The organism is Methylorubrum sp. Q1 (genome assembly GCF_004683995.1).
Taxonomy (GTDB): Bacteria; Pseudomonadota; Alphaproteobacteria; order Rhizobiales; family Beijerinckiaceae; genus Methylobacterium.
The window spans coordinates 286,620-305,745 of record NZ_SRHQ01000002.1; the positions used below are offsets into that span (position 1 = coordinate 286,620).

At 67.9% G+C, this 19,126-nt stretch carries 19 protein-coding genes; 10 read left to right on the forward strand and 9 right to left on the reverse strand.

Translation table 11 applies throughout. The features are described from left to right. Nucleotides 1–17 precede the first annotated feature (17 nt). From tolR to E4V01_RS03250, 3 genes are all read right to left on the reverse strand, one after another. Nucleotides 18–479 (reverse strand): protein TolR, encoded by a 462-nt coding sequence (tolR, locus tag E4V01_RS03240; RefSeq protein ID WP_060769272.1) that lies wholly within the window; start codon nt 477–479, stop codon nt 18–20. A gap of 84 nt (nt 480–563) precedes the next feature. After that, nucleotides 564–1,265 (reverse strand): MotA/TolQ/ExbB proton channel family protein, encoded by a 702-nt coding sequence (locus E4V01_RS03245; RefSeq protein ID WP_060769273.1) that lies wholly within the window; start codon nt 1,263–1,265, stop codon nt 564–566. Nucleotides 1,266–1,336: 71 nt separating this feature from the next. Next, nucleotides 1,337–1,819 (reverse strand): Tat pathway signal protein, encoded by a 483-nt coding sequence (locus E4V01_RS03250; RefSeq protein WP_135297369.1) that lies wholly within the window; start codon nt 1,817–1,819, stop codon nt 1,337–1,339. 570 nt (nt 1,820–2,389) lie between these two features. Here E4V01_RS03250 and E4V01_RS03255 point away from each other — a divergent pair. After that, on the forward strand, nt 2,390–2,821 hold the full coding sequence (locus E4V01_RS03255) for an Hsp20 family protein (protein ID WP_003602681.1): 432 nt from the start codon (nt 2,390–2,392) through the stop codon (nt 2,819–2,821). 173 nt (nt 2,822–2,994) lie between these two features. Continuing rightward, on the forward strand, nt 2,995–3,279 hold the full coding sequence (locus E4V01_RS03260; protein ID WP_135297370.1) for a DUF1150 domain-containing protein: 285 nt from the start codon (nt 2,995–2,997) through the stop codon (nt 3,277–3,279). Nucleotides 3,280–3,414: 135 nt separating this feature from the next. Here the strand turns inward: E4V01_RS03260 and E4V01_RS03265 are convergent, their stop codons facing one another. Continuing rightward, on the reverse strand, nt 3,415–4,200 hold the full coding sequence (locus tag E4V01_RS03265; protein WP_060769276.1) for a carboxylesterase: 786 nt from the start codon (nt 4,198–4,200) through the stop codon (nt 3,415–3,417). Between the two features lie 126 nt (nt 4,201–4,326). Between E4V01_RS03265 and E4V01_RS03270 the strand changes: the two genes are divergently transcribed. The 3 genes from E4V01_RS03270 to E4V01_RS03280 all read left to right on the forward strand — a co-directional run bounded on the left by E4V01_RS03270 (nt 4,327) and on the right by E4V01_RS03280 (nt 7,046). Next, nucleotides 4,327–5,556: a glycosyltransferase family 4 protein gene (locus tag E4V01_RS03270; protein WP_060769277.1), complete on the forward strand. Its 1,230-nt coding sequence runs from the start codon at nt 4,327–4,329 to the stop codon at nt 5,554–5,556. A gap of 176 nt (nt 5,557–5,732) precedes the next feature. Continuing rightward, nucleotides 5,733–6,254: a translation initiation factor IF-3 gene (infC, locus tag E4V01_RS03275; RefSeq protein ID WP_003602674.1), complete on the forward strand. Its 522-nt coding sequence runs from the start codon at nt 5,733–5,735 to the stop codon at nt 6,252–6,254. A gap of 516 nt (nt 6,255–6,770) precedes the next feature. After that, nucleotides 6,771–7,046 (forward strand): hypothetical protein, encoded by a 276-nt coding sequence (locus E4V01_RS03280; protein ID WP_135297371.1) that lies wholly within the window; start codon nt 6,771–6,773, stop codon nt 7,044–7,046. A 253-nt stretch (nt 7,047–7,299) separates the two neighbouring features. Here the strand turns inward: E4V01_RS03280 and E4V01_RS03285 are convergent, their stop codons facing one another. The 4 genes from E4V01_RS03285 to E4V01_RS03300 form a co-directional block, all read right to left on the reverse strand. Next, a complete protein-coding gene (locus tag E4V01_RS03285; RefSeq protein WP_153227038.1) occupies nt 7,300–8,307 on the reverse strand; it encodes a hypothetical protein in 1,008 nt (335 codons plus the stop codon). A 242-nt stretch (nt 8,308–8,549) separates the two neighbouring features. Next, nucleotides 8,550–8,774 carry a hypothetical protein gene (locus E4V01_RS03290; RefSeq protein ID WP_135297373.1) on the reverse strand — a complete coding sequence of 75 codons (225 nt, stop codon included), beginning with the start codon at nt 8,772–8,774 and terminating at the stop codon, nt 8,550–8,552. A 97-nt stretch (nt 8,775–8,871) separates the two neighbouring features. Continuing rightward, nucleotides 8,872–11,208 carry a glycogen debranching N-terminal domain-containing protein gene (locus E4V01_RS03295; protein WP_135297374.1) on the reverse strand — a complete coding sequence of 779 codons (2,337 nt, stop codon included), beginning with the start codon at nt 11,206–11,208 and terminating at the stop codon, nt 8,872–8,874. Between the two features lie 158 nt (nt 11,209–11,366). Then, nucleotides 11,367–12,500 (reverse strand): glycosyltransferase family 4 protein, encoded by a 1,134-nt coding sequence (locus tag E4V01_RS03300; RefSeq protein WP_060769281.1) that lies wholly within the window; start codon nt 12,498–12,500, stop codon nt 11,367–11,369. 454 nt (nt 12,501–12,954) lie between these two features. Here E4V01_RS03300 and rpmI point away from each other — a divergent pair, with 454 nt between their 5' ends. The 5 genes from rpmI to E4V01_RS03325 all read left to right on the forward strand — a co-directional run bounded on the left by rpmI (nt 12,955) and on the right by E4V01_RS03325 (nt 18,229). Beyond that, entirely contained in the window at nt 12,955–13,158 is a 204-nt protein-coding gene (gene rpmI, locus E4V01_RS03305; protein ID WP_003602670.1) for a 50S ribosomal protein L35, read from the forward strand. Nucleotides 13,159–13,210: 52 nt separating this feature from the next. Beyond that, nucleotides 13,211–13,576: a 50S ribosomal protein L20 gene (rplT, locus tag E4V01_RS03310; RefSeq protein ID WP_003602669.1), complete on the forward strand. Its 366-nt coding sequence runs from the start codon at nt 13,211–13,213 to the stop codon at nt 13,574–13,576. A gap of 184 nt (nt 13,577–13,760) precedes the next feature. Further along, entirely contained in the window at nt 13,761–14,840 is a 1,080-nt protein-coding gene (pheS, locus tag E4V01_RS03315) for a phenylalanine--tRNA ligase subunit alpha (RefSeq protein ID WP_135297375.1), read from the forward strand. Between the two features lie 64 nt (nt 14,841–14,904). After that, nucleotides 14,905–17,328 (forward strand): phenylalanine--tRNA ligase subunit beta, encoded by a 2,424-nt coding sequence (gene pheT, locus E4V01_RS03320; protein WP_135297376.1) that lies wholly within the window; start codon nt 14,905–14,907, stop codon nt 17,326–17,328. A 25-nt stretch (nt 17,329–17,353) separates the two neighbouring features. Further along, nucleotides 17,354–18,229, forward strand: a complete 876-nt coding sequence (locus E4V01_RS03325) for a DUF1186 domain-containing protein (RefSeq protein ID WP_135297377.1) — start codon at nt 17,354–17,356, stop codon at nt 18,227–18,229. On the opposite strand, the gene E4V01_RS03330 is transcribed toward E4V01_RS03325, so the two are convergent. Further along, nucleotides 18,177–18,995: a molybdopterin-synthase adenylyltransferase MoeB gene (locus E4V01_RS03330; RefSeq protein ID WP_135297378.1), complete on the reverse strand. Its 819-nt coding sequence runs from the start codon at nt 18,993–18,995 to the stop codon at nt 18,177–18,179. The two genes, E4V01_RS03325 and E4V01_RS03330, sit on opposite strands and share 53 nt — an antisense overlap. Between the last annotated feature and the right edge of the window lie 131 nt (nt 18,996–19,126).

The window sequence follows — 19,126 nt, forward strand, 5'->3', positions numbered from 1 at the left end:
TGGGAGCGGCCATCGGCTTAACGGGGCGTCCCTGGGGCCGGCGCACCACCCGCCGATTGGGCAATCAGCGAGACCCTGGTGAAGCCCGCCTGACCGACGAGGCCCATCACTTCCATGATCCTGCCGTAGGGCACATCCCGGTCGCCGCGCACGAGCACGACCTGATCCGGGTTCTCCGCCTTGAGCTGCTTCAGGCGCGGCAGGATCGTCTCCTGCGTGAAGCCGTCCTTGGCGATGAACGGATGACCGTCCTTGTCGATGGAGACTTCGAGCGGCTTCTGCGACTGCGCCACCTTGGCGGCGGTCGTCTTCGGCAGTTGCACCGGCACGCCCGTCGTCATCAGCGGCGCGGCCACCATGAAGATGATCAGCAGCACCAGCATCACGTCGACCATCGGCGTGACGTTGATCTCGGACATCGGCGTGGCGTCGAGGCCGTCCTCGTCGTCGCTCGCCGAACGCGCGGTTCCCATGGCCATGGCTTCGCCCTTCCGGGTGTCGGCGGCCGCCCGCCGAGCTGAGGCGGGCGCCGCGAAGGTTTCAGGGGTCGGCGAAGAAGAGGATTACTCGGCTGCCGCGGCCCGGGCGTGGGGACCGCGGTCGCGGGCGAGGCGGTTGCCGAGCACCGAGATGCAGGAGACGAAGCTCGACTGGATACGGGCGACGTCACCGGAGAGCTTGTTGTAGGCCATCACCGCCGGGATCGCGACGACGAGGCCGATGGCGGTGGCGAACAGCGCTTCCGCGATGCCGGGCGCCACCACCGCGAGGCTGGTGTCCTGGCTCTTCGCGATCGACGAGAACGAGTTCATGATGCCCCAGACCGTGCCGAACAGGCCGACGAAGGGGGCGGTGGAGCCGGAGGTCGCCAGCAGCGGCAGCCCGCCCTGGAGACGCTTCACCTCCAGGCTGAGCGCGCCCTTCATCGCCCGTTCGATCCGCTCGCGGCGCTCGGCCCGGCTCTCGCTCGGATCCTGGTCGCGCCACGCGTCGAGCCCCGCCTTGACCACGTGGCCGGCGATGCCCTTCTGCCCGGTATCGATGGTGCCCTCGGAGCGCACCATCGCGTCGAAGGCCTTGGCCTGCCGCTTGGCGGCGGAGAGGCGCACGATCTTCTCGAACACGACGGTCCAGCAGGCGAGCGAGGCCACCACGAGGAGAATCATCACGGTTTTGACGATCGGGTCGGCCTGAAGGAACAGACCGATGAACGACATGTCGTGGGCTGCAGCGACCGCCTCGGCGGGCACGGACGTCGGATCCATGTGTGACTCCTCGTGGCTCCAATAGGCGTCCGTCGCACCCGGTCGAACCGGTGGGACGGCCGTGGCCGGCCTCAGCGATCGAAGGCGGCCGATGTCTTGCTGGCGGGCTCGATCCGCTCCAGGCAGGTCTCGCGGGTGGCGTCGCCACCCTCGCAGGCGAGCACGTCGTTGAGCAGAAGGCGGCCGATTTTCGGGCAGGCGAGGCCGGCGAAGTCGAAAAGCCGCACCACGGTCTTCTTCTCTTGGACGGGCCCCAACTCGACGGCGAGGCGCTTCTGGGCGACGCCCTCCGTGTCGAAGGCGAACAGATCGACCTTAAGCGACTTCAGCGCGGGCCCGCGGCTGTTGTCGACGAGCATGTAGGTGCGGCAGGCCTCGCCCGCGGGCTCGAGCCGGTTGAGTTCGATCTTCAGGGGAGGGGCGTCCGATTTGGCCGGCGGCGTCGCATCCTGTGCCATCGCGGCGGGGCTCGCGGCGATCAGCGCTGCGGCGAGGGCGGCACCCGCGAGGAGGCGTCCCCCGATCCCGCTGCGTCCCGGCCCTGCATCGCTCATTCCCCAGCCTTCCTGAATCACGACGATCTCATCTCCCCAATCTCGCGCCGCCCCGGAGATCCGCAGCGGGCCGCTTGACCCGAAGGCGGTAAGGACTGCCGCTGTCCCCGCCGACCTTCGCCTCGCCATGGTTTCGACGGTGCCGAGGGGCGCCGTCGTCCGGGGCGGGACCACCGTGACGCGATCTCCACCGCAGGGCGATGTGCGGATACAGCAAAGGTAACGTCCGGCGCTTCCCGTGGCACCTTGTACGTTTCCGGGCGTGCCTATCCGACAAGCAGGGTATCGATCAAGGTTTGCAAAGAATTTCAGAGCAATTCCAAACTATTGGAGAAGGCAGGCGCGCGGACTGAAATTTCTCATTTATCCCGACGTAATTGCCTATTTGTCCCGTTCCACGCGTCCCTGTGCCTCGCCGCCTGCATGGCCGACCACCCTTGATCGGCATCCGCCCGCTTTCCATATCTCGTCTCAAGAGCGCTGCCGTGAGGCGGGCTCGAGACCGCGAGGTGCCGCCAAGGGCTCGACGCCGTTCGATCCCCCAGGGCCTTGCCGGAGGTTTGAGCGACGATGACGCGGCCGTCCCCGTTCGGGTACCCATTCCTGCTCGGCTTCGACGAGATCGAGCAGGCACTCGATCGTGTCTCGAAGGCCGCCAGCGACGGATATCCGCCCTACAACATCGAACGTGTCACCCGCAGCGAACGTGAGCCCGAACGCTTGCGTATCACGCTCGCGGTGGCCGGCTTTACGCAGGATCAGCTTGACGTCTCCTTGGAGGAGAATCAATTGGTCGTGCGGGGGCGGCAGGTCGACGACAAGTCCCGTCATTACCTGCACCGCGGCATCGCGGCGCGGCAGTTTCAGCGGGCCTTCCTCCTTGCCGACGGCATGGAGGTCTTGGGCGCGGAGCTGTCGAACGGGCTGCTGGCGATCGATCTCGCACGGCCGGAACCGGAGCGCATCGTGCGCAAGATCGCGATTGCCGCCAAGGATCCCTGACAAGGATCCGTGATCCCGACCCGCGCAGCCCACGGACGATGCGGCCGAGCCGCGTCGATGCATCGCAGGCCGCGTCGCCCGTCTCTCGGGCCTCCACCCCATCCCGGATTTGTCGCTGCCGATGTGCGGGACCATATCCGGCTCAACGCTCTGCCTCGAAAGGAGGGCATTCCATGACCAACGTCACCACGACCGACCTGACCATCGACACGTCCGCTACCCCCGCCATCGATCCGGCGGAGTTCGCCGCACTCGGCGAGGGGCACATCGCCTATGTCCGCCCGATCCGTTCGGACGAGGTGCGCAGCCTGTTCCCGCAGGCCCCCGAGATGAGCCCCGGGCTCGACCTGTTTGCCCTGCTCTCGGCGAGCGGCGCACCGATCCTGCTCACGGATTCCCGCGAGGTCGCCGTGGCGAACGCCATGGCCCACCAGCTCTACCCGGTGAGCCTGCACTAGAGCGCTTTCCGACGAAGTGGACGCCGGTTCGGCGAAAGAAAGCGCGGCAAAGCAAGAGGATAGAGGCGTGATCCGACCCAACGCGGTCGGGCGCGGCTCTAGAGCCGTTTCCCCGCCGCTCGGCGGGGGCACATCTCAGGCCATCGCCGCGACCGTGCGCACGAGGAGGTCGATATCCTCGGGCCGCGACAGGCGGTGGTCGCCGTCCTTGATCAGCGTCAGCCTGGTCCCCTGCGCGGGCAGGCGCTCCAGAATCCGCAGGGCATGCGGATAGGGTACGTCCGGATCGGCCATGCCCTGAAGGATGTGCACCGGACAGCCCGGTTCCAGGCTTGCGTCCAGCAGCAGGTGGCGCCGCCCGTCCTCGATCAGCGCCATACGGATCGGATCGGGCTTCGGGGCATAGGGCGTCTCACGATACCACACGCCGTCGCGCTCCAGGGTCTGCCGGACCTCGGGCGGGAAGGCGTCCCACATCAGCGCCTCGGTGAAGTCGAGGGCGGGCGCGATCAGCACCATCCCGCCGAGATCCGCGCCGCGCCGCGCCCGCTCGCGGGCGACGAGGCAGGCGATCCAGCCGCCCATGGAGGAGCCGACGAGGATCGGCCGCTCGCTGGCGTCGCGGTCGATGACGGCGCAGGCGTCGGCGAGCCAGTCGGAGATGGTGCCGTCCTCGAAGCGCCCCTCCGACTCGCCATGCCCGGAATAGTCGAACCGCACCATGCGCCGGGCGTTCTCGGCCGCCCAGGCGTCGAGGGCGGCGGCCTTCGTCGCGCGCATGTCGGAGCGGAAGCCGCCGAGCCAGACCACGGGCGGCCCCTTGCCCTCCCGGACCCGTACCGCCAGCCGGCGCGGGGAGGAGCCTTCGATATCGAGCGTCACGAGGGGCAATTCGCCCGGCGAAGTCTCCGGATCGCTCACTGGCGCGGAAATCCTGTGATTCTGAAACAACTCGGCGACGCTTCGTTTACCGAACCGTAAAGCCGCGGGGGACAATCCTTACCTCATGACCCAATTCCAAGCGACCGTCCCGGCACGGGTGACGCGATGAACGGAGGCAGCCTGTCCGGCGGCCCGGTGCAGTTGTCCGAGACTTCGCCGCTGGCGGGCGTCACGGTGCTGCAGATCATCCCGGCCCTGGAGGCGGGGGGCGCCGAGCGCACCACCGTCGACGTCGCGGCAGCCCTCGCCGAGGCCGGCGCGCGGCCGCTGGTGGCCACGGAAGGCGGGCGGCTCGTCGGCGAGTTGCAGGCCAAGGGCGGGATCTGGGTGCCGTTCCCGGCCAACACCAAGAACCCGGTCGCCATGGCGCTCAACGTCGAGCGCCTCGCCCGGCTCTGCCGCCGCGAGAACGTGCAGATCCTGCACGCCCGCTCCCGCGCCCCGGCCTGGGTCGCGCTCGGTGCCGCGCGCCGGCTGAAGCTGCCCTTCGTGACGACCTATCACGGCAGCTATTCGGGCCGGACCAGCGTCAAGGTCCTGTACAATTCGGTGATGGCGCGGGGCGACGTCGTGATCGCCAACTCGCACTACACCGCCGATCTGATCCGCCGGACCCATCCCGACCAGGCCGGGGGGCGGATCAGCGTGATCCACCGCGGCACGGATCTGGCGGCCTTCACGCCCTCGGCGGTCGCGGCGGCACGGGTCGAGAGCCTGCGCCGGGCCTGGAACGTGGCACCGCACGAGCGGGTCGTGCTGCTCGCGGCCCGCCTCACGGCCTGGAAAGGCCAGCGCGTGCTGATCGAGGCCGCCGCCCGCCTGCGCGATCTCGGCCTCACCGATTTCGCCGTCGTGCTCGCGGGCGATCCGCAGGGACGCACGGCCTATGAGCGTGAGCTCGACGCGCTGATCGAGACGCGCGGCCTGTCGGGCATCGTGCGCCGGGTCGGCCATTGCACCGACATGCCGGCGGCCTTCCGCGCGGCTTCCGTCGTCGCGGTCCCCTCGGTGGAGCCGGAAGCGTTCGGCCGCTCGGCGGTCGAGGCGCAGGCGCTCGGCATCCCCGTCGTGGTCTCCGATCTCGGCGCCGTGCCCGAGACCGTGCTGGCCCCCCCCGATGTCGAGCCCGGCCAGCGCACCGGCTGGCGGGTGCCGCCCGGCGATGCCGCGGCTCTGGCCGAGGCGCTGAAGGACGCGCTCTCGCTCGGCGCCAGCGCCCGCGACGGCCTCGCGCGCCGGGCGCAGGCCCATGTCGAGGCGAATTTCTCGCTCGACCGCATGATCGACGGCACCCTGAACGTCTACGCCGACCTTCTGAACCGAGCGAAAACGTGACAGGGTGAACCGAAATCAGTCCCGCGAGTTGACTCGGCAAGAAGATTTGCCAAGTTAGTGCCGTCCGGCAGCGCCGGATCAATCGGTGGCCGGGGCTCGCCAGACGCGGTGGCTCTCAGGCTGCCGTTTTGTCGTTGATACAGGAGAACTGAGCCATTCGCAGACCAATGAGAGCCATGCCGGCCCCGCAGAAGGACGGGCCGCGCGCAAACCGGGACATACGCGGCGTCCGCGACGTCCAGCTCATCGATCAGGATGGGCAGAACCGGGGTGTCGTGCCCTTCTTCGACGCGCTGGCCATGGCTGAGGAGGTCGGCCTCGACCTCGTCGAAATCGCGCCGAATTCGGTCCCTCCCGTCTGCAAGTTCCTCGATTACGGGCGCTTCCGCTTCAACGAACAGAAGAAGCAGAACGAGGCCCGCAAGAGGCAGAAGACGGTCGAGGTGAAGGAGATCAAGCTCCGCCCCGGCATCGACAAGCACGATTACGAAGTGAAGATGAAGGCCGTGCAGCGGTTCTTCGAGGAAGGCGACAAGGTCAAGGTCACCCTCCGCTTCCGCGGCCGCGAGATCGCTCACCAGGATATCGGCCTCCGGCTCTTGGAGCGCGTGAAGCAGGAGACGCAGGAGATCGCCAAGGTCGAGAGCGAGCCGATGCTCGAAGGCCGCCAGATGATCATGATCCTGGCGCCGCGCTAACCGCCTCGGCCCCGGCCGCTCCGCAGCCCCGCGGAAAATGGCTCGTCAGCAAATGCGCTGCTTCCGCGCGGGGGCGGCGCATTTTTCGTTTTGCATCGGAAGGGGATGAGGGTTCCCGGCGGAGGAGGCTCCGGAATGCAGCCGGCGGCCCCGGAAGAACGGGGCCGCCGGCCACGCGCAAGGAGACCTGACAGGCCGCTGAGGAAGTCTGACGCGGTCGAACGATCATCGCCATCTCGGTCGAACTTCGCGCCGAGCGTGAGGCGTGCTGACGGGATGAAGCGTCGGTTGCCGCACTGCCCGGCATCGACAATCGGCTTCCAGAGAATGGTTCACTCCGCCCCGAGACTCGTGCAGCAGCCTGCTAGAGAACAAAATCGACCCTTGGCGGATCTGAACCCATGTGATTGTCGGCTTTGATTAAAGGTGCCACGAGACGTGTATCGCTGGCACGATACATAGGGCGTCAGTGACCGGAAGATGCGTGTGCTCCCGCCCCGAACAGCGGAGAGCGGCATGCCGCGCTACTTCTTCGACATCCACGACGGGCTATTGCTCTCCTGCGATGCAATAGGATTGGAATGCAATGGCCGCGAGGGCATTCGCTTCGAGGCAATGCGCGCACTGCCCTCGATCGCCCGTGACGAAATCCCCAAGGACGGCGATCGGCAAGCCTTCTCGGTCCTCGTCCGCGGCGAGGACGACATCACCGTCTACTCGGCTACGCTGACATTCGCAGGCTTATGGATCGGCGATGTTCCGATACCGGAGCCCGAAGAGCCACTGCCCTAAAAGCGCCTGCAACCTGCCCCGAGCCGACGTTGCCGGACGACCGACTGACGGCTGCTTTGGGGGAGCGCCGACAGTGCTCCCGGCGGCTGGGTTGAGTCGCAGACGGTAAAGTCCGCTTCCGGGCTGGCTGCCTGGATAGGCGGCGGCCCTTAGCATACATTTTGGGACACATTCTGCGATGCCCCCTTAGCCGATCCTGTCGGAGAGACCACAGGCCGCCTTCCGGCTGCAACGGGCGTCGGGAGCGATGTGCTCAGTTCGCGGCCCCAACCACTTCGCGAGCCTCGAGCAACGCTTCCTGCAGCGTCTTGTCCCGCGTCTGCTCCAAAGACGCCTTGTCGTCCTTGAGGAAGGCAGACCGGGCAGCCCCTTCGATCTCCGGCCGGCAGAGATCGAGCATCGCCTTCACAAGATCCTCACGGTTCACGAACTTGCCCTCCCGCGCCTTAGCCATTGTGCGGAGGCATTCTCGGACAGGGCTTGCTGCGGGTGCAGGGCCGGCATTTACGGGTGCGGTAGCGACTTGCGGCGGTGTTGCGACTACCGGCGTCACCGGCGCAGGGGCGGGCTCGCTTGCGACCTGCTGCCTCGGAGTGTTCAGCGCCGCCTTTGCCTGAACCGCGGTCGTTACAACGTTCTTTCTGATAGCTGTCTCGATCTCCGCTCTCAGCGAAACGGCATCTGCATCAGGATACTCGATTCGGATTTTGGCAGTGCCTGCCTTGGCCGCGTTCGCAACTTCATCACTGCAGATGGTCAAAGCGGCTGTGGCGAGGACCTCTGCGCCTTCCGACGACGTCACGAGCTTGACGATCTGGTTCGTCGTGCATTCGTACATCTTGTCTCGGTAGAGTGACGCAACGCGGTCTGCCTCCTCGATACGAACTCGCTTCGCAGCTTCTTGCCTTGCAACCTCCTGCTGCCTCGCCGCGATTTCGCGGGCTTCGGCAGCGGCGAGCCGCTCGAACTCGCCCTTCAGCCGATTGCCGAGCGCCCGCGGCAGGTCGCTGATGTAGGGGCCGGCGAAGAACGTTTGCCCGGTCCCGGCTCCATAGAGTTGGTCATGCGTGCCGATGAGGGTGCTGAGCTCAGCGCCGCACTGCCCCTTCGGCAATGCTCGCAGCGCGTCCGCCCACTGCCCCTGCTTGGCCAGACGGACTGCATCGGGCGCCATCAGCAAGGATTGGGAGATGCAGTTCGTAGCAGCTCGGACGTACGGCAGGTGGATCTTTCGCTTCTGAGCCTCGGTGAGGGTGCTCACGTCAGCTTGAGCGCAAACTTCGACCGTTGCGAATAGCGCGCAGACTGCAACGGCGAATCGAGCAAAGCCACGCATCGTGTCCTCACAGCCCTCGAATGCGCCGAGCCTAGCAGCGCTGCACAACCTCAAGGACTGACTGCCACGGCAGAAGTTGCCGGCGCAATTGTCCGGCGCCTGAAGCAACAGCGAAAACTTTCGACGGCGTCAACGATGCCACACGAAGGCTGCTTCGCCTGCGGAGCTCACTTCGCCGGGCGCGCCTCGGTGAACGCGCGCCCCAGCACCCGCCGGCCCCGCGCATCCCTGCCCAAGCTGCTCGCATCGCCCACGGCCTGATCAGGGAAACACGCGCTCCAGATCGGTAGCCCGGGCAGCCCATCGGCGATCCGCCGATCAAGCAAATCCGTCCAAACAACAAAAATCTCTCCAGCAGCGCAAACGCGCGACTTCTGCAGCAGCCTGCTCAAGCATCGTCCTGGATACCTGATCCATGACGATGCTTGAGGCTCTTGTTTTCGCATCATCTTTTCCCGAAAGTCGGCAACCACCTTTCGGGACGATACTCTACTTCAGCATCGCGATCTGCACGTCGCCGATGCGCCGCGTCACCGACACCGTCACGTCGTCGCCGTGGCGGTGCAGGCGGATATCGGCCCGCGCGTCGCCGAGTTTGAGGTTGAACAGCTCCACCGCTTCGAGGAAGCGCGGCAGGATCGGGTTGCGGAAGCGGATGCGGTTGCGGGCGTAATCGATTTCGAGTCCGAGACAGGCGGCCAGGAAGGCGAAGGGCGCTGCCGCTGCCCAGGCCTGCGGCGAGCAGGCCACGGGGTAGCTCACGGGCCCGCGCTGGCGCCGCCGCATGAAGCCGCAGAACAGCTCCGGAAGGCGCTTCTGGTCGTAGTACAGGCTCGTGTCGAACATCCCCTCGAACACCCGCGCCGCCTCCTCCTTGAGACCGTAGCGGGCGAGCCCGAGGGCGCAGATCGCGTTGTCGTGCGGCCAGATCGAGCCGTTGTGGTAGGACATCGGATTGTAGCGCGCCTCGCCCTTGGCGATGGTGCGGATGCCCCACCCGTTGAACCCGTCGTTGGACAGGAGCTGCGCCGCGACGCGCGCGGCCCGCTCCGGCAGGGCGATGTCGGTGAACAGGGCGTGGCCGGTGTTGGACGAGCGCACGGCGCATTGGCGCTTGGCGCCGTCGAGGGCGAGCGCGTAGGTGCCGATCTCCTCGCACCAGAACGCCTTGTCGAAGTTCTCGCGAAGGGTGTTGGCGGCGGCCGAGAGCCGGACCGAAAGGTCGTCCTCCCCGAGCAGGCTCGCGAGCCGCGCCGCGCCGCGCTTGGCCGCGTAGACGTAGCCCTGAACCTCGCACAGCGCGATCGGCCCCTTGGCCATGGCGCCGTCGGCGTGGAAGATCGAATCGTGGCTGTCCTTCCAGCCCTGGTTGGCCAGCCCCTGCTCGGTCTCGCGGGCATATTCGACGAAGCCGTCGCCGTCGCGGTCGCCGTATGTGTCGATCCATTCCAGCGCCAGCTTGAGCTGCGGCCAGATCGCGCGGATCGTGTCGAGGTCGCCCGTCACCTCATGGTACTGGGCCGCCAGCATCACGAAGAGCGGCGTGCCGTCGATGGTGCCGTAATAGTGCCGGAAGGGCACCTCGCCGAGCATCGCCATCTCGCCGCGGCGGGTCTCGTGGAGCACCTTGCCGGGCTGGGCATCGGCGGCCGGATCGACGGCCTTGGCTTGCGTCGCCGCGAGGAAGCGCAGCACGCCCTTGCCGAAATTCGGGTCGATCCAGAGCGCCATCATCGCGGTGATGATGCCGTCGCGCCCGAACACGGTGGAGTACCAGGGGATGCCGGCGAAGGGGTAGATGCCCTCCTGCGTGCGGGTCGCCAGCATGTAGAGGTCGGCGGTCGCCCGGCAGAGGCCTTCGTTGAACTGATCGTTCGAGGAGATGATCGTGGTGATGCCGGCGGTGATCTGGCGCTGGTCGCGGCGGTTGTCGCGATAGGCGCGGGCGAAGACACGCCCCTCGCCCAAGGAACGATCCGGCTGCTCGGCAAGGCTGCCCGCCGCCCGCGACAGGGCTGCGGCGGCGGATTCACCCGGCCGCTCGGGGCTCGGCGCGCTGGTATAGGCGCGGTGCGATTGGCAGACCACGCGGATGAACAGCGAGGTGTTGGCCCCGGGCTCCAGTTCGACCACGAACTCGGCCTTGCCCGGCTCCAGCGTCTGCGGCTTCGGCCCGAAATGCAGCGAGGTGGTGCGCACCATCTCGTCGAGGCCGGCGTAGCGGAACTGCACCTCGGTCTCGCTGCGGCGCTCGACGGTCCGCTTGCCGCGGTTGGCCCGTTCGGAACCGCGCACCTCGAACAGATCGCGGTAATCGGCGTCGAACGTCACGCCGATGCGCAGGCGGCGGCGGCGGGTGTCGTAGTTGCGCAGACCGATGCGGTCGTAGCAGGCGCCCTTGAACAGGAACTTGGTGCGCTCGATCGCGATCAACTCGCGGGGAATCGCGGTCTCGTCGCCCGCGTCGAGCCGGATATCGGGGGTGGTGAGATCGACGCTGAGCGCCCCGTTGTCGTCCTGGATCGCCGAGGACAGCATCATCGGCCGCTCGTCCTCGATCGTCAGCGCGAGGCGCGAGAGGTAGCGCGTGTCCTGGAAGTAGAGGCCCTCCGGCCCCGGAACCCAGCCGATGTCGCCGTAGCTGTCGAGCACGGCGAAGGCCTCGCCGTATTTGAGGGCGCGTAAGGGGCGGTCCACCAGGGAGGCCTGCGCCTCGATATGGTATTGCGGCAGGTTCTCGTCAGCGTCGAGGAAGCCGAACCGCGAGGCCGTCTGTCCCTCGGAGCCGTCGGCGTGGAGATGGGCTGCGTCGTCCTGTGCCGCCATGCGAAGCGCCTTTTTGCCGTTGATCCGATGCGAGCGAGGTGACCCTCGCAAATCGAAGGCCGCCGATCGCCTCGCAGCGACGGGCGGCCCTGTCGGACCCATTCAGTTAGGCGCTCTGCCGGCCCCGGCGAGGGCCGGGGCCGGTTTTCGTCGATCGGTTAGGCCGGCATCGCGGCGACGTGGATCGGGCCGTGGGCCGAACCGTTCAGCTCACCGTACTGGGGCGAGAAGGCGCCGGCGGCGGGCATCTTGATCACGTTTCCCTGGCCGGCCAGGAGCTGCTCGTAGGTCGAGACGTACTTGCGGACCATGACCTCGGCGGTGAAGCGGCCCTCGAAATGGGCGCGGACGCCGGCACGCGGCAGATCCTTGACCTTGCGGCACGCCTCGATCGCCTCGTCCATCGAGTTGACGATGAAGCCGCTGACACCGTCCTTGATCACCTCCGGTACCGAACCGTTGCCAAAGGCGATCACGGGGGTGCCGGCCGACATCGCCTCGATCATCACGAGGCCGAAGGGCTCCGGCCAGTCGATCGGGAAGGCGAGCGCGAGCGCGTTGCCGAGGAAGTCCTTCTTCTGCTCCTCGTTGATCTCGCCGATATACTCCACCAGCGGGTGGTGGATCATCGGCTCGATCTTCTCGTCCCAGTACTCCTGGTCGGCCTTGTCGACCTTGGCGGCGATCTTCAGCGGCGTGCCGGAACGGATCGCCATCTCGATCGCGCGGTCGGGGCGCTTCTCGGGCGAGATGCGGCCGAGGAAGGCGAGGTAGCCGCCCTTGGCCTCCGGATAGTAGGGGCAGTTCTGCTTCGGCAGGCCGTGATGGATCGTGGCCAGCCAGTTGGAGCTTTCCGGCATCGGATCGCGCTGGTTGTCCGAGATCGAGACCAGGGGCATGCCGGTGAAGGTGTTGTAGACCGGCATGAAGTCGGGCACGTCCAGGCGACCGTGCATGGTCGTCAGGCACTTGTGGTAGAGATCCTCGAACATCGGATACTGCAAGAGGTCGATGTGGAAGTGGATCACATCGAACTCGTGCGCCCGGCGATGCACGTGATGCAGCATGGCGAGGTGGCCCGCGGTGTGATCGCGGTAGCCGAGAAGGCGCAGGCCCTCCGGGTGGCAGGCGGCCAGCTTGGCCGAGGTCTGGGAATCACCGCTCGCGAACAAGGTCACGTCGTGACCCTGGCGAACGAGTTCTTCCGTGATCCACGATACGACACGCTCGGTGCCGCCATAGAACTTCGGCGGCACGGCTTCCGCGAGCGGGGCAACCTGGGCAATGCGCACGAAGACGTCTCCTGTGACAGGAAATAGGGATGTTGGCGAGACTAATGGCGGACGCGGCCTGAGCGGGACATGAACGAAACAGACAGCCAAGGTTTATGGTTCCGTCCCGCGAATGGGGCGAGCCGCGATCTTTGCAACCCCACGCAATACCGGTTTTCCACATATGTTGATCGGCCGCCTCGGCTCCGGCGCGTTCACGCCTTGACGGTGGCCGCGACGCAATGAGGGTGCCCCTCCACGCGGGCGATTCGGGCGCAGCCGCACGCGGCGTTCCATCAACGGCCCCATCGACACGGGCCGAGTCGATTGAAACCGGCGGATGTTTCTGCCATAAGCCGCCCGCGTCGAACCGCCCGGCCGATTAGGGCTGCCGTGGCGGTTCCCGTTGCTCCAGCAGCATCAAGCGCGAAGTCCCGGCCGCCGGCCGGATCGCTGTCGCGTTCAGGAGAGCGAAATGCCCAAGCTGAAGACGAAGTCGGGCGCCAAGAAGCGCTTCAAGATCACCGGCACCGGCAAGGTGATGTACGCCCAGGCCGGCAAGCGCCACGGGATGATCAAGCGGACCAACAAGCAGATCCGCAACCTGCGCGGCACGACGACCCTGTTCGAGGGCGATGCCGCCAACGTGAAGAAGTACTTCCTGCCGAACCAGCGGTAAGTCCTTCCACCCCTCGCGATCTGTTTTGTCTTAACGTTCCAGGAGATCTCCCATGGCCCGCGTCAAGCGTGGCGTGACCAGTCACGCAAAGCACAAGAAGGTTCTGAAGGCTGCCAAGGGCTATTACGGCCGCCGCAAGAATACGATCCGCATCGCCAAGCAGGCGGTGGAGAAGGGTCTGCAGTACGCCTACCGCGACCGCAAGAACAAGAAGCGCACCTTCCGCGCTCTCTGGATCCAGCGGCTCAACGCGGCGGTGCGCGAGCACGGCCTGACCTATTCCCGCTTCATCAATGCCCTGGCCCAGTCCGGCATCGAGGTGGACCGCAAGGCGCTGTCCGAACTCGCCATCCACGAGCCGGCCGCGTTCGCCGCCGTCGTCGAGAAGGCGAAGTCGGCCCTGCCGAAGGCCGCCTGATCGCTCCGCCGAACGGCGGAACGCTCGAAGCTCTGACAAGGCGCGGCGCGGCAAGCGCCGCGCCTTCTTCATTTCCGGCCGGGGCGTGTGGGCCCGACGGCCCCGGTCCGCCCCCTTCGCGTGCTTGCAGGAATGCCAACGACGCGCGAAGGCAGCCCCGGACGACTGGCCAAGGACAGCGGTAATGGATCTCGACGCTCTCGAACGCGATCTTCTCGGGCAGATCGAGCAGGCCGGGGACGAGGCCGGCCTCGAAGCCCTGCGCGTCGCGGCACTCGGCAAGAAGGGCAGCGTCTCGGACTTGCTGAAGACGCTGGGCGCGATGACGCCGGAGGAGCGCAAGGAGCGCGGCCCCCTCATCAACGGCCTGCGCGACCGGGTGCAGGGCGCGATATCCCGGAAGCGCGAGGCTCTGGCGAACGCCGCCCTCGAAGCGCGGCTCGCCGCCGAGCGGATCGACGTGACGCTGCCCCTTCGCGAGGCGCCGGAGATCCGCGGCCGCATCCACCCGATCAGCCAAGTGATCGAGGAGATCACCGCGATCTTCGCCGATCTCGGCTTCTCCGTGGCGGAGGGGCCCGACATCGAGACGGACGAGCTGAACTTCACCGCGCTCAACTTCCCCGAAGGCCACCCGGCGCGGGAGATGCACGACACGTTCTTCCTTCCCCCCGACCATCTCGGGCGGCGCAAGCTGCTGCGCACCCACACCTCGCCGGTTCAGGTCCGCACCATGCGCGCGGGGCAGCCGCCGATCCGCGTGATCATGCCCGGCCGCACCTACCGGCACGATTCCGACCAGACCCACACGCCGATGTTCCATCAGGTCGAGGGCCTCGTCATCGACCGCTCGGCCAACATCGCCAACCTGAAATGGGTGCTGGAATCGTTCTGCCGCGCCTTCTTCGAGGTCGAGAACGTGACGATGCGCTTCCGTCCCTCGTTCTTCCCCTTCACCGAGCCGTCGGCCGAGGTCGATATCCAGTGCTCGCGCAAGGGCGGGGAACTGCGCTTCGGCGAGGGCACCGACTGGCTGGAGGTTCTGGGCTGCGGCATGGTGCACCCCAACGTGCTGCGCAGCGGCGGACTCGACCCGGATCAGGTCCAGGGTTTCGCCTTCGGCATGGGCATCGACCGCCTCGCCATGCTCAAATACGGCATGCCGGACCTGCGCCCCTTCTTCGAGGCGGATGTGCGCTGGCTGGAGCATTACGGCTTCCGGCCGATCGACGTGCCGAGCCTGGTCGGCGGCTTGACCGCCTGAGCCCCGCCGCCCTGCCTTTCGATCCCGGCCCGGTCCGCGTCAGCGGCCGCGAGGATGTTCTGAAATGAAATTCACCCTCTCCTGGCTCAAGGACCACCTCGACACCGAGGCCTCGCTCGACGCGATCGCCGAGACGCTGACGCGGATCGGCCTCGAGGTCGAGGGCATCGAGGACAAGGCCGCCGCGCTTCGCCCCTACGTGATCGCGCGGGTGATCTCGGCCGAGCAGCACCCGAATGCCGACCGCCTGCGGGTGTGTCAGGTCGATGCCGGGGACGGCCAGCCGCTTCAGGTCGTGTGCGGGGCACCGAATGCGCGCGCCGGCATGCTCTCGGTCTTCGCGCCTCCGGGCACCTATGTTCCGGGCAAGGCCATCACCCTCTCGGTCGGCACGATCCGCGGGGTCGAGAGCCGCGGCATGCTCTGCTCCGGCGCGGAACTCGGCCTCGGCGACGACCATGACGGCATCCTCGATCTGCCCGCCGACGCACCTGTCGGCACACCCTACGCTCTCTGGGCGGGGCTCGACGATCCGGTCATCGAGATCAACCTGACGCCGAACCGCTCGGACTGCACCTCGATCCACGGCATCGCCCGCGATCTCGCCGCCACCGGCCTCGGCACCCTCAAGCGCGAGCCGATGCCGCCGGTGCGGGGCGAGGGGGCCTGCCCGACCCCCGTCACGCTGCAGTTCGACGAGCACGACAAAAATCTCTGCCCGCTCTTCGCGCTCCGCCTCGTGCGCGGCGTGAAGAACGGTCCGTCGCCCGAGTGGATGCAGAAGCGCCTGCGGGCGATCGGCCTGCGCCCGATCAATGCGCTGGTCGACATCACCAACTACATGACCTTCGACCGCGGCCGGCCGCTGCACGTCTTCGACGCGCGCAAGGTCGCGGGCGGCCTCACCGTGCGCCGGGCCGAGGAGGGCGAGAGCCTCGTCGCGCTCGACGGCAAGACCTACCGGCTCGATTCCGATGCGGTGGTGATCGCCGACGGCAACGGCGTCGAGTCGATCGCCGGCATCATGGGGGGCGAGGCCTCGGGCTGCGACGAGAACACCACCGACGTGCTGATCGAGTCGGCGCTCTGGGACCCGCGCAACATCGCCCGCACCGGCCGGCGCCTCGGCATCATCACCGATGCGCGCTACCGCTTCGAGCGCGGCGTCGATCCGGCCTTCGCCCTGCCGGGGCTCGACCTCGCCACCCGCCTCGTGATCGACCTGTGCGGCGGCAGCCCGAGCGAGGCGCGCATCGCCGGCGAGATCCCGGATCTCGACCGCGTCATCGATTTCCCCTGGACCGAGGTGCGGCGGCTGGCCGGCATCGAGCTGTCGCGGGCCGAGATGAAGGTGACGCTGGAATCGCTCGGCTTCCACATCTCCGGCTCGGGCGACCGGGTGAAGGTGCTGCCGCCGTCCTGGCGGCCGGACGTGGAGGGCAAGGCCGACCTCGTCGAGGAGATCGTGCGCATCGCCGGCCTCGACCGGATCGAGCCGAAGCCGCTGCCGCGGATCGAGACGGTGGCGACCGCGCCGATGCTGACCGTGCTGCAGCGGCGCGGCCGCCTCGCCAAGCGGGCGCTGGCGGGCCGTGGCATGCTGGAGGCGGTGACCTATTCCTTCGTCGCGCATGAGGATGCCCGGCTGTTCGGCGGCGGCGGAGCGGATCTGGCGCTCGCCAACCCCATCGCCGCCGACCTCTCCGACATGCGCCCGAGCCTCGTGCCCGGCCTGTTGCGGGCCGCGCAGCGCAACGCCGACCGCGGTTTCCCCGACACCGCCCTGTTCGAGGTCGGCCAGTGCTTCGCCAGCGACGAGCCGGAGGGCCAGAGCCTGCGCGCCACCGGCTTGCGCCGCGGCACGGCGCGTCACGCCGGCTCCGGGCGCCACTGGAGCGGCGCGGCGGAGACGGTCGATGCGTTCGAGGCCAAGGCCGACGCGCTGGCGCTGCTCGCGGCGCTCGGCGTGCCGACCGGCGGGCTCCAGGTCGTGGCCGGCGGGCCCGACTGGCTGCATCCCGGACGCTCCGGCACGCTGCAATTCGGCCCGAAGAACGTGGTCGGCCATTTCGGTGAGCTGCACCCGCGGCTCCTGAAGGCGATGGACCTCAAGGGCACGCTGGTGGCGTTCGAAATCACCCTCGATTCCCTGCCGCTGCCCCGCCACCGGCCGACCAAGGCCAAGCCCGCCCTGGTGCTGCCCGACCTTCAGGCGATCTCCCGCGACTTCGCCTTCGTCGTCCCCCGCGAGGTGCCCGCGGCCGACATCCTGAAGGCGGCGCAGGGCGCCGAGCGCAAGCTGATCACCGGGATCGAGGTGTTCGACCTCTACGAGGGCGCCGGCATTCCGGAGGGCTCGAAGTCGGTCGCGGTCGCGGTGCGGCTGCAACCCTCCGAGCGCACGCTGACCGATGCGGAGATCGAGGCGGTGAGCGCCAGGATCGTCGCCGAGGTGGGCAAGAAGACCGGCGCGACCCTGCGCTCTTGATCGAGTCCAACGGAGGGAGACGGCCATGGATGCGGAACTCGTCGCGGTTCTCACGCAGGAGAACCATCTCCCGGCCGAGGCGCTGAAGCGGGCTGCCCGGAACCCCGAGGCCGTCGCCGAGCCGGTGCTCGCCCTGTTGGAGCGGGCGGCGGAGGATGCCGAGGCGATCGCGGACGAGGAGACCAACCTCCTGTTCTGGGGGCTGCACGCCCTGGCCGCGGCGCGCGACACGCGGGTCTTCCCGCTGCTGATGCGGCTGCTGCATCAGGACGGGGAGGCGGTGGAGGGGCTTCTCGGCGACAGCATCACCGAAGGCCTGTCGCCGGTGATCGCCTCGACCTTCGACGGCGATACCGGCGCACTCGCCCGACTGCTCCTCGACAGCACCGCCGACGATTTCGTGCGCGGCTCCGCCTTCAGCGCCCTCGGCTTCCTGACGCGACAGGGCCGGATTCCACTCGGCGAGGCGGAGACCCTGCTGCTGCGCTTCGACGAGGCGCGCGCGGCGGTGGAGCAGGGACCGGCCTGGACCGCCTGGGAGGAGACGATCGCCTATCTCGGGCTGACCGCGCTCGCCCCGCGGGTGGAGGCGGCCCGGCGCGATGGCCGCATCACCGACGAATTCAGCGACCTGTCGTGGTTCCGCAAGGCGCTCAAGCAGGCGAGCTCCGAGCCGCCGGACCTCAGCGCCTTCGACGCCCGCCACTACACCTATCTCGACGATCCGGTGGCGGCGCTCGGCTGGACCGCGGAGAGCTACGGCCAGCCGGTCAAGAACCCGTTCAAGGATGTCGGCCGCAACGATCCCTGCCCCTGCGGCTCGGGCAAGAAGTACAAGAAGTGCTGCCTCAACGCGGCTGAGGCGGGTGCCCCGCCGGTGCGGCTGCCGGGCCTGTCCTGATCCCGTTCAGCGGGTTGTCCGGGTCCCAGGCATAGGCCAGCGTCTCGAAGCGCATCGAGCGGGCGTCCACCATCAGCAGGCGCCCGACCAGGGGCTCGCCGAAACCGGCGAGTGCCCGGATCACCTCCATCGCCATCAGCGAGCCCATCACGCCGGCGAGCGCCCCGAGCACGCCGGCTTCGGTGCAGGGCGCGACGCTGCCCGGCGGCGGCGGGCTCGGGAACAGGCAGCGATAGGTCGGGTTCGGCTCGCCCGTCGGCCCGGTCTCGTGCGCGCGGATCGTGGTGAGCGAACCGTCGAAGGCGCCGAGCGCCGCGGTCACCAGCGGTTTTTTGCCGGCAAAGCACGCATCCGAGACGGCGTAGCGGGTGGCGAAATTATCGGAGCCGTCGGCCACGAGATCGTAATCGGCGAGCAGGGCGGAGGCGTTCTCGGGCGTCAGGCGGCAGGCATGGGTCTCGACGCGCACATGCGGATTGAGCCGGGCCACGCTCTCCGCGGCGCTCTCGACCTTCGGGCGGCCGATATCAGGGGTGCCGTGGATGACCTGCCGCTGCAGGTTCGACAGCGAGACGGTATCGTCATCGACGATGCCGATCGTGCCGATCCCGGCGGCGGCGAGATACTGGATCAGCGGCGCGCCGAGCCCGCCCGCGCCGATGACGAGCACACGCCCCGCCTTCAGCCGGGCCTGACCCGGACCGCCGACCTCGCGCAGGACGAGGTGGCGGGCGTAGCGTTCGACTTCTTCGGAGCTGAGAGCCATGCCGGCCATGTAAGCCGCCTGGACGGGGAGCGGAAGCGGTCGGGGGCTTGCTGCGCGCAGGGCGGGTGCGTGCTAGGGCTGGCCCAACAACGAAGAGTCACTGTTTCCCACCCGAACTCCTCTTCCTGAGG